Origin of the sequence: Nostoc sp. ChiSLP03a (assembly GCF_034531215.2) — a bacterium.
In the GTDB taxonomy this organism is placed as follows: domain Bacteria; phylum Cyanobacteriota; class Cyanobacteriia; order Cyanobacteriales; family Nostocaceae; genus Nostoc.
On the sequence record NZ_JAVRBQ020000043.1, the window covers coordinates 1 to 11,039 of the forward strand.

At 39.3% G+C, this 11,039-nt stretch carries 8 protein-coding genes; 2 read left to right on the forward strand and 6 right to left on the reverse strand.

The window, feature by feature from the left end; genetic code table 11:
• The first annotated feature begins 202 nt into the window (after positions 1 to 202).
• Positions 203 to 964, forward strand: a complete 762-nt coding sequence (locus tag RMY32_RS06850; protein WP_322714391.1) for a Fic family protein — start codon at positions 203 to 205, stop codon at positions 962 to 964.
• Between the two features lie 347 nt (positions 965 to 1,311).
• Positions 1,312 to 1,986, forward strand: coding sequence for a DUF3800 domain-containing protein (locus RMY32_RS06855; RefSeq protein ID WP_322714384.1), 675 nt, complete (start codon positions 1,312 to 1,314; stop codon positions 1,984 to 1,986).
• Positions 1,987 to 2,647: 661 nt separating this feature from the next.
• Here RMY32_RS06855 and RMY32_RS06860 read toward each other — a convergent pair.
• From RMY32_RS06860 to RMY32_RS06885, 6 genes are all read right to left on the reverse strand, one after another.
• Positions 2,648 to 5,158, reverse strand: a complete 2,511-nt coding sequence (locus tag RMY32_RS06860) for a S8 family peptidase (RefSeq protein ID WP_322714385.1) — start codon at positions 5,156 to 5,158, stop codon at positions 2,648 to 2,650.
• A 19-nt stretch (positions 5,159 to 5,177) separates the two neighbouring features.
• Positions 5,178 to 6,188: an ATP-binding protein gene (locus tag RMY32_RS06865; RefSeq protein ID WP_322714386.1), complete on the reverse strand. Its 1,011-nt coding sequence runs from the start codon at positions 6,186 to 6,188 to the stop codon at positions 5,178 to 5,180.
• A 177-nt stretch (positions 6,189 to 6,365) separates the two neighbouring features.
• The gene (locus tag RMY32_RS06870) at positions 6,366 to 6,629 is read right to left on the reverse strand and encodes a hypothetical protein (RefSeq protein ID WP_322714387.1); all 264 of its coding nucleotides are present in this window, start codon (positions 6,627 to 6,629) and stop codon (positions 6,366 to 6,368) included.
• Positions 6,630 to 6,729: 100 nt separating this feature from the next.
• A complete protein-coding gene (locus RMY32_RS06875; RefSeq protein ID WP_322714388.1) occupies positions 6,730 to 7,233 on the reverse strand; it encodes a TniQ family protein in 504 nt (167 codons plus the stop codon).
• Complete coding sequence (locus tag RMY32_RS06880) at positions 7,233 to 8,069, reverse strand: TniB family NTP-binding protein (RefSeq protein WP_322714389.1); 837 nt, start codon at positions 8,067 to 8,069, stop codon at positions 7,233 to 7,235. Before RMY32_RS06880 ends, RMY32_RS06875 begins: the two co-directional genes overlap by 1 nt.
• Before the next feature lie 62 nt (positions 8,070 to 8,131).
• Entirely contained in the window at positions 8,132 to 9,871 is a 1,740-nt protein-coding gene (locus tag RMY32_RS06885) for a Mu transposase C-terminal domain-containing protein (RefSeq protein ID WP_409882416.1), read from the reverse strand.
• Between the last annotated feature and the right edge of the window lie 1,168 nt (positions 9,872 to 11,039).

Consider the following 11,039-nt stretch of genomic DNA (forward strand, 5'->3'; position numbering starts at 1 on the left):
TTTATAAAGCTGCATAGAATTCGATCCCCCCTAACCCCCCTTAAAAAGGGGGGAACCGGAAAAACATCTATCAAAGTCCCCCTTTTTAAGGGGATTTAGGGGGATCAAGATATGTGCAACTTCACATTAAATTGGTATAAGAGAAGTTTTTAATTATGTTCGTACTTTAGAATATGGCTTAGAAAGACTCACAACTCTGCCTATCTGCTTACGTTTTATGTGTGAACTCCATGAGCGTTTAGTAGATGGTGTGCGTGGAGAAAAAGCGGCTCCTGGAGAATTCCGTCGTTTTCAAAACTGGATTGTAGTGCAAGGGCTAACTATCAACGACGCTCGATTTATTCCTCCACCTGTGCCAGAAATGGAAAAATGTCTTCAGGAATTAGAAAAATATCTTAATAGTGACTGTGGCTATCCACCACTTATTCGGATAGGTTTAATTCATTATCAATTTGAAGCTATTCACCCCTTCATTGATGGCAATGGACGTATTGGGCGATTACTAATCTCATTATTACTTTTGCATTGGAACTTATTACCCCAACCCTTACTTTATCTCAGTGCGTTTTTTGAACGTCATCGACAAAAATATTATGATTTAATGCTCAGGATCAGTCATTGTGGGGCTTGGCGGGACTGGCTAATATTTTTTCTACAAGGGGTAACGGAACAATCTAAAGATGCCTTGGTTCGGTCGAAACGGTTACAAGATTTGCAGTTGCAATGGAGGCAAGACTTAACTCAAACCCGCGCCACAGCCTTATTGTTGCGTCTTGCAGACAGCTTGTTTGAGTCTCCTATTCTCACAATTACCCAAGCCCAGACAATTATGGATGTTAGCTATCGCTCTGCACAACAGAACGTTGAAAAGCTCGTCAATGCAGGTATCCTAGTGCAGGCTAGTGAAGGTTCTTACGGAAAGATATTTATTGCGCCAAAAGTTTTACAAGTGATTGGCGAGTAAATTTACTTAAATTATACTTTTTACTTGAAAAGTATAATTCTTTAGATTAGAATTATACTTTAGTTGCAATCTTTGTAAAGCCTTGTCCAAAGTGGGTTTTGCTAGCTGGATAGTACATTGTCGCTTGCATTTGCTCCCAATTCACTCACAGCGTTATGTCTTAGCTACTTCCATGAGCTACAAGCGTAAACTGACACAATGAAATAATTTCAGAGAAGAATGAGAAAAGAACCTGATGTGCTGTTACTATCAATGCTTAAGCATTCTAAAGCGAATTGTCACTAAAAAAAGAGGTGGGAGCTTTATCCAACGCTGGTAAATTTATTTAAACTATAAATGTTTTACGCATGAAAGAAAAAGCGAATATTCGCCATTACTTCGTTGACGAAGCAGGAGACTTAACTTTTTTTGACAAAAAAGGACGAATTATAGTAGGAAAACCAGGGGCATCTAAGTTTTTTATGGTAGGTATAGCCCAGATTTGTCAACCAGAACAGGTAATTTTAGAACTTGCAGAACTCAGAACACAACTTTGCAACGATCCACGTTTTAAAGATATCCCCTCAATGCAACCGTCTGCCAAGAAAACTGCAATTACTTTCCATGCTAAAGACGATCACCATGATGTTAGGCTGGAAGTCTTCAAACTCATGCAGACTTTTGACGTAAAAATATTTGTGGCTATTAGATGCAAAGCAGAGTTAGCCTTAGTAACCCAAAAAACCTACGAAGCCTTGAGCAAAAAAATAAATCAAGATGATATATATGATGACCTAGTGAAACGATTGTTTAAGGATCGATTACACAAGGCCAGTGCTAATCATATTGTTTTTGCTAGACGCGGTAAAACAGCACGGGAAGAAGCATTGCAACAAGCTATTAATCAAGCAAAAAAGAATTTTGAAACTAAGTGGCAAATCTGCTGCGATAGTCAAACAATTATTAAACCAGCCTACCCATCGGAGTTTGCTGGCTTACAGGTTGTTGACTACTATCTGTGTGCATTACAGCGATTATTATGAACGCCAGGAAGAGAAGTATTTTTTTCCGCTTGCCCAGAAATACAGAATGATTATGGATTTAGATGATCGGCGAAATAAAGGATATGGAGAGTGGTATACCGATTCAAATCTACTGTCGCTAGATAAATTAAAGTGGGTAGTGGGCTAGGTCTAAGTAAACAAGTTACCCAGACACACGGCATGAAGCCGACGTTCGCCCACAAATTTATTTTATCACTTATAATAAGAAGTTTAACTATTTTATTTATTTTTATTGTAAAGTCATCTCCCTAAACTTGATAAAACTCTACTGAAACCAAGTATCTATTATTTAATTCTTGTTTACTACAAATAGTGCTGCGATCGCAACAGCAAAAACTCAAGGCCAATTTCTGGTTAGTGTAGAAGTGCGTAGACGCGCAGTGGGTTGTCGCTAGACATCGCCTCAACCTTCTAAATCAGCTTTTGACATTCTGCCATCTCCGCAAAAGTCAAGCTCATACACTACCGTAACTTTATTAGTGAAGCTAGTACTAGGAATACAAATTGATGAAGCGATGGCTTGATGCTGTAGAGCTTGGCTTGGAAAGTGCGATCGACCGCATCCTTATAAACGAGTCAAGCTTTAATTCCTGTGTCTTATAAAGTTATAGTATGCTGACTCCTATTACCGGATTATCAATTAAACTCTTCCTCGTAATCGTTCTTGCTCTCTATCGCTTCTCTGGTTAATCTGGAGTCTCATGCGATTGTATAAATTAACTTGAGGATCGGAATGGCTAATGGAGGCGACTAACGCATAACGTTGCATTTCGATTTCATCTGGATTTGCCCATTTACGGTTACAGTTCACAACCAGGGTCATGTTTCCTTCATCATATTTTGTGGACTGAGGAAATATTTTTACTTGTCCTCTTTGTACCGTTCCTTTCTTCCGAAGGTTAGAACCTGGAGATAAATCGACCAAGATGCCAGAACCATTGTTTTTCTTCAAAATTTCCATTGATATTTCTGCGAATTTATCAGATACATCTGTTTTACTAGCATCTACATAAGCATTCACGATACTTTCGCGATCAATTCCCTTGAAAAGGTTGAATTCCATCGTGACTCCTAAATATGAGTCTCCACGAGTGGGACGAGTTGGTGGATCAAATGCCAAGGTGATTGATAGTAAGCGAGTACCTTTTACTTCAAAAAATTCGGGCGGTAATTGGGGAATTTCATAAATATGAAACTTGCCTGCTGGAATAAAGATATTGTCTTCTGATAAAACAACGTAATTCTCGGCAGAATACATTGCACGTTCCAAGTCACTCTGCCCATAGCCATAAATTGCTAACTGGTTCTCGATTTGTTTTGTATTTTGACTCTGAGATTGTTTACTATTACATTGAAATTCCACTGGAATTTCCTTGGGAAGAACCGCAGAGTTGACAATAAGCGCCCGAATCAAATTAGAACTAGCTTTTGGGTATTTTGTAAAAAGTTGGGCAGCAAGGTTAGCAACACGAGGTGCAGCAAAGCTTGTACCACTACAGATGTGAAATAAAGAACTGTTGAAATTTTTAGATAGGGTTAGAACAGAAACACCAGCTACACTATCTGGCAATACATTGACTTGAGGTATACCTAGACTTTCTCGATAACTGAGGTCTAACACTAAATCTCCACCAAAGTCCACAACATCAGGTTTAATCATTCCATCTACGCCAAAGCCAGTTCTGGTAAATGGAGAAGGGTATGCTGATAAATTTGCGATCGCCTGACGACGAACATCAGAAGGTTCTGTGACACTACCGCGACCAAATGATAAAGAACCTACGGTCAATGCAATTGCTGAAGTTGCTGGGTCAATAATTCGAGCGCTCTTGTTCAGCAGATAATTTGGGTAATCAGTCCGTAGCTGCTCATTTGACTCTGCCTCTTCATAGAAAGCATTACCGGCTGAAATTACAAACAGAATATTTTTATGTTGGTATTGATAAGCAATTTCATCTATTTTGGCGGCTAACCGAAACTGCTTCAGACCATCTCGGTAAATTTGATCGGCATTACCTAGCGAAATATTGATGACTTTGCAATTAGGATACTGTTCAACAAAAGCGCGAATAACTTCATCAAATTGAGTTTCTATGAGAAGATCCTCATCATATCTGTTATTCTCATCTGTTACACGAGCAGAAAATAACCAAGCTGTTGGATCAAAGGAACGCTGTTGAACGCAGTTCTCAACATTTCCATAGATAGCAATGCCAGCGACATTTGTACCATGCCCATGTACATCATCAGCTCCACCTTTTATGAATTGCCGTTTTGCATCTGGGAATACTTCAGCCTCACCCAGTACCTTAGAAATTAAAGGATGACCACGCTGTACACCAGAGTCAATAACAAGAACGCCGCAATTATCTTCAGGTGGGGGAACAACTTCGGGAAAACTAGAAATGGGCAGATTATAGTCAGCAGTTGTTTCAAAAGCAGGTTGGGGAGGGCGATCAATTTCTTTAACAATTTCCTCTAGCAGCAGAAGATTTAAAACTTCGTTAGTCACTTTAATCCGAGCAATACAGAGATAGTCACCTATGTAGCTATCACTCATTCTCATAGGAGCAGTATCGCTGGTTAAACTTTCTAGGACATCGGCAATATCATCTAAATACTTTCGCATTTCTTTGCGATTGCCTGTGTGCCAAAGTTCTAAATCTAAAGCGGCAAGTTCACCAGGTTGTACATGCTTTATATCTAACAGACGACCAATGCGATCTTCAGGTTCGAGGGGAACTAGCTCATCGATTGCCCCTAAGTATTCATATTTGGGGCCATCTTTAATTTGGCTGTAATTCTCTAACCGCTTCTTGAATTCAGTTAGCTCATTATCAGACGAAAAGACAACAATGGCTTTATTGGATTCACGCGCTAAGACATTTAGTCCTATTTGAGTTACCAAATTGTCTGAAAAAGAGTGTTTTTCAGCAACTTTGATCTTAAAAATCAATTTTGGATCAAGACGGAAAGGGCTGGTCTTTTGTTTAACAGGCTCAATTAGGGTAGAAATTTGATCTAATAGCTGCTTACCATGTTCACTGACATCAGTACGTTTTGTACCACCAAAACCACCACCAGTGGAGCGCCGAGGTAATTCAATATTTATTATTCTAGGTAATTTCAGGTGTTCAAACTGACTCCCCATTGTGGTTCGACGTAAATAATTATGTTGAGTTTGCTATTATACTTTGTCTTTCTAAAAAACGTCCTATCGCAACCTCTAAATCATCAGCAGTCAAGGTACGTTCGCCCCGTAGAATCACGGCTTTAATCGCATCAGAGCATATACGCTCTATATCTGCTCCAGTAGCATTCTCAAGTCGATCAGCAAAGGTAGACAGATTAATAGCAGTATAACGGATAGCAGATAAGTAACGACTCAAAAGAGCCGTCCGCAGTTCAACCGATGGATTATCAAAGAAAATAACTTCATCAAATCGTCGCCAAACTGCACTGTCCAGGAGTTTCTCGTGATTGGTGGCCGCGACAAATATGCTTTGATTGGTTGCATTATCGATGAGTTGTAGCAAACTATTCACTAAGCGTTTAACTTCACCATGTTCATTTAAGTTGTCGCGATCGCGGGCGATCGCATCAAACTCATCAAATAAAACAAGCCATTCTCCCTTTTCGATATAGGTAAAAATTTTCTGAAGATTAGTTGCAGTTTCACCTAAGTAAGAAGAGAATACTGCCGTTAGGTTTACGTAAACGAGTGGCAGACCCAGTGCGCTGGAGAGAACTTTTGCGGTTTGAGTTTTGCCACAGCCAGGTGGGCCACAGAATAGCAATTTGTTTTTGGGTTTGAGGTTGTAAGCTGCAAGTATGTCCTGCTTACGGTTTTCGAGGATGATTTCTTGCAGGGTATCAAAAATTTTTTCACTGAGGACAATGTGATCCCATGTCAGATCGAATTGTTTTACCTCAAGTAAGGCAAGCCCAGTATCCTTATCTTTAGGAGGTTCAGAAAACTGGTTCCAGGGAGCCTGGTTAGTAGCTAGGGGCTTGCTGTATCCATTGCCATTTTGGAGCAGCTTTTCCAAATCTCTAGCAAGCAGTATGTGGTTTTTATTCTTTTCTTCTTCAATAAGTTCCATAGCGGCAGCCAAAAACTCTTCTCTCTCATTGCGAGAGAAGCTTCTGAAGAGTTTTCTGAGAATTTCGCCGCGTGCCATACTTTAGAACCGAAATTGGATATTTTATGTACCCTAATTTATTGTAGTAAATTTGTACTATTAAATAAAGGTTAAAAATGCAAAAGGCTATATATACTAGCACTGAAATATTACACCTGACAGAAATCATTCCTCAAGCTCTCTAACTGAGGCAGCTTTTTCTACGAGATTGCCTGCTTATATAAAACACCTTTGACACCAACCATCTATCCACAACGCTGGAACCTTAAACCTAGCCCCACAGTTGAGACATTCTGAAAGCAAGTTTAACTTGTGGCGATCGCACCCCTTATCACCTTCAACTGCCATTCTAATCTTGTGACAAGGCAACTCGGCATAACAGGCAGCACATAAGCGAATTGGCTCCATTTTCATTCCCATTCCAGCAGATAGTAACATCTGCGTTAATCTGTCGGCATTAACCAACACAACCTTAGCCAATGCCTACAACTACTGGCGAGACTGGGGGATCAAACCGAAACCTTTCCCATCGAGCGATCGCTCTTTAGTTGATATTGTATAAAAGGGTCGATGGCATTTCTTAGCGAGATTTTTGACGCTTCGCCATCGTAGTAAAAGGCAAAAAACAATGCGGACATTCTCCTTGTACCCAATCTGCTGGAATTGGGAAGGGTGTCTCGCAGTTAGTGCATTTTGTGAGTAAGCGTAATTGATGGCGATCGCATACCATCAAATCCTTAAACTGCCACTCGACGCGGTGACAAGGTGACTCCTGATAACAAGCACCACATAATCTAATTGGACGTGGTTTCATCGTTACACCCAATGGTTGTAGCATCTCGCTCAATCTGTCAACTTTAACTTCCACCACAGCAGCCAACGCTTTTAACTCCTGCGTTGTCGGAAATGGATTCAAATAAAACTTCTCCCAACGTGAAATAACTGCGCCAATTCCCGTTAATTTACCTAATTGAGTTGCAGTTAAATAATTTTTCCTGCGAAAACGGCCTAAAAAATGGCTCAAGCTTTCTCCTTCGAGCGGCTCTACTGGAAAAAATCTTGGTATTTCTGAAGATGCTTTCATTATTCAAACCACTCCAAAACCTCATCCAAAGTAGCCTTATCAATATTTTTCAACCCTTTTCTTAAAGATAAAATTGCAGCCCGTCTTAATACCCTATCCACTAAACCAATTTTGCCCCCTGTTTTTTGATATAGTGGCATTAAAGTTTCATGTTTAGTTAAATTTGATGGGACAGGTAGACACAAAACCTCATCTTCCCAAATTTGGATAAATTCAGGAAATTTCTTTTCTGATACTAATGGTAATCTATAACATTCTATAAATCTGTCATGAATATATGGCTCTTTTTTAATGAGATTATCCAGACCATCTGTTCCCACAAGAACAATTGAAATATTTAATAAATCATAAATACGGGCAATTTCGCTAAAAGTATTTAATTTCAGAAAATTTGCTTCATCAATAACCAGCATCTCAACTTTGGATTCCTTTAAAAGCCTTAATACTCTTCGTCTCAGGTCTGTAAGCTTTCCAGAGATTGCATCATATTTCAAACTTTCAAGTATTAAAATTAGTAACTCTCCAGCAGAACAATCTCCAGGAACTTGCATATACAATACGGGTACAATATCGCGCTTACCTGTTCTTTTTTGCGGTTTATTGAGAAGTTTATAAACATCACAAGTCACCGACTTACCCGCTCGTGGTGGTGCAACGATTCGACCACATTGTTTAGAAAGGCGCAAACTGTCTAACCAGTCATGGATTTTTTGGATATGGTCAAGCTCGACAACGCTAGGAGTAATTAGCCGTTCAATTATCGGTAGTAATTCTTCAGGTATCGGGTCATCTCCCCATAAATTCTGCACCCACTTCCGCAAATAATCTTCTGCCATAATCAGTGGTTTGTCAAATATAAAATGCGTTTAAAATCGATAAACCAGAAGCGTCAATCAGATTAATCATCGTAGTCTTTGCGAAGTTGCTCGTAGTTAAATACTCTAGGGCGACGCTTTTGAGGTTGAGGGGTTTCTTCGACAGTTTCTACTGGCTCTTTAGTTTGAAACGGTTTTACAGAATGCACCTGAGCTTGTTCTTCCTTCTTGCGTTCTTTATGGGTCTTTTTCTTCTGCTTAATAAAAGTATCTCTGTCTTGCACTTCTGCAAGGATAGATTTATTACTTAATTGCTTGCCTGCACTACGAATTTTTCGGCTTGCAGCTTTTGCTTCCTCCAAGGAGATTTGCTCAGTTTCTAAGTCAATCGCATGAGCTTGAGACAGTAGTACTTCCTTAGCTGAATCTTGACGGTATACAAAAACAGTTGATATATCTCTGGGGTCATATCGCAGCAATACACTTTCTCCTGCATAAGCTGCCAGGTAATCTCCCCGATACATAATATTTTCAAAGCTTACATATCCGCCTTTGTAAATGCTGCGACGTGTCTTTTTCATCAGGCAGATATCTAATTCTCGGTCATTAACCAAACTTGGTAGCGCAGGTAATCCCGCCTCCCAGCGTTGAAACCGTGTTTGATCTCCACTGCGGGCATCTATTCGCTGATTGTAGTTATCAATGATGTACCGCACTATCAATAGATGTAATTCTCGCAGAGTAATACAAGCTTCCTCCTCTGCTCCTTCTGGACGCTCTTGTACATTTGAACCTAGATAACCGTAAAATCCCGACAAAAAATCTGTGTTGATAGTCCCAAATCCACGTTCTTCAATACCACCTTCGGGAGGGCGATCGCGTAAATGGCACTCAAAACCAAGTTGAAAACCAATTTGCTTCAAATGCTCAGAGCGAAAATCCTTCCCGCCATCAGTAAATAGGTTTTCTGGAACCCCGTAAGTTCCCCACTCGCAATGAAGTTTATATTCCGAACTATACTGCTTGCGTAACATCGCATGACGCATAGCTAAGGCGACTACCAGAGAACTAGGTGCATCAAAACCTAAATGGATGCCCATAATACAGCACGAATAACTATCTGTAATTTTTGTTAACCAAGGACGTGCCAAAGTTTCACCATATTGGTCAACCAGCATGACATCCAATTTTGTATGGTCGCACTGCCAAACATGGTTACTATGATGTACATCGAGCGTCTGGCCATCACGAGTTTGATGGGAAACTCTCGATCCACGCCAACCAATATTTCTTACCTTTTGCTTCTGCTCTTTACGTTCAATAATTGGGTTAAGAACGCGATAAACCGTCATGTGGCAGGGATATTTCTCTAAACCTAGCTGCCCGGCTCTAACCTGAACTCGAATTGCGACTTGAGCGGGTGTCATTTTTCTACCGTCCTTGTTACCTTCTTTATAAGTTTTGACGATAAAATCTTGCCAGCTATCATCAATTCGATAGCCCCCTTTGTCAGAACGTTCGGCTTCAGTAACGCCAGATAACCCCTGTTCTTGATATTTTTTGACGAGTCGCTGTACTGTCCGAACCGTCTTGCCAAGTTTTTCTGCGGCTTGCTTTAATTTAATTCCGTAGGTTTTGCGATCGCATGGCCCAATTAGATTTTGTAATACTTCCACTCTCAACTTAGCTTCTGCCGAGAGTTCAGTAACAATTACATTGTTTTCTTTTGCGTCTGCACTCTCCGAAGTTTTATCAACCTGATCCGAGCGCTCGTGCAGAAGCAAAAATTCAGCAACCTCATTGGAGTTTGGAGTTTCACCCATAACAAACTTCATAGCTTGAAACTAATTGATTAGGCAGTACAGCAAGTCTCTCTAAGAAAATCCAAGTTTACAGATTTAGCTTGCATTGAGATGAAGCCGGAATAGGAGTATGACTTCGCAAGTAGAGAGAAACAATAAGACATTATTACGTATATGTCTTATTTATTACTTGTATTTGTTTACATACTATTTAACATAATACTATTTTGCTCCAAAAAGCGACATTTAATTTTTTATATTTATCTCATTTCAGAAAAAAGACATTTATTTCGTTATCGATAGCCGAAAAATTTTTAAAGCTGTTTTTTGAAAAAACGACACTTAAAATGTTATATTTTTAATTTACGACAGCTAATTAGTTAAATCATGAATGGTATTAAGTTTAGCCTAAAAAAGCTATATACTTTATTCTGTAAGACTTATAGCTATTTTAGATAAACGACATTAATTAGTTAAGACGACAAATAATTAGTTATTCGACATATTTGTAGAGCGACAAATTATTTGTTGAATGCTCCTCTATCAACTTAAATATAGCTGACTTTCTTTGAGTTTAAACAGTACCGCCCGAAGTCGTGTACTTAAAGGTTTCAATTCCTAATAGGGATTTTAGTTGATTGCGATATTACCTAATGGTAAAAAACCAGTATGCACTCTCCTATGTTTCAATCCCTAATAGGGATTTTAGTTGATTGCGATTGTACAGACTGGAATTTGTTTGTACAGATACTTATGTTTCAATCCCTAATAGGGATTTTAGTTGATTGCGATGTGTCCTCCCTTCACTGCATTACAAGTTTGTGATGTTTCAATACCTAATAGGGATTTTAGTTGATTGCGATTATGTCTTTTTATGTTATAAAAATTCCCATACTGGTTTCAATCCCTAATAGGGATTTTAGTTGATTGCGATGCGAACAAGCAAGCGTGTCTTGGTACTTTTTGTGTTTCAATCCCTAATAGGGATTTTAGTTGATTGCGATACGTTCAGAGAGTTTTTTAAGCTGTTCTCTCGTCCGTTTCAATCCCTAATAACCCAAGTTGCTAGTTATGCTTGCAGGTGTTCAGGTGGCATTGCATAAGCAATAAAATCCCCTCCAGAGGAAAAATTAGGAGGGGTAATGTTAAACGAAATAATTACAATTTATGCTATCACTGATGACCTATT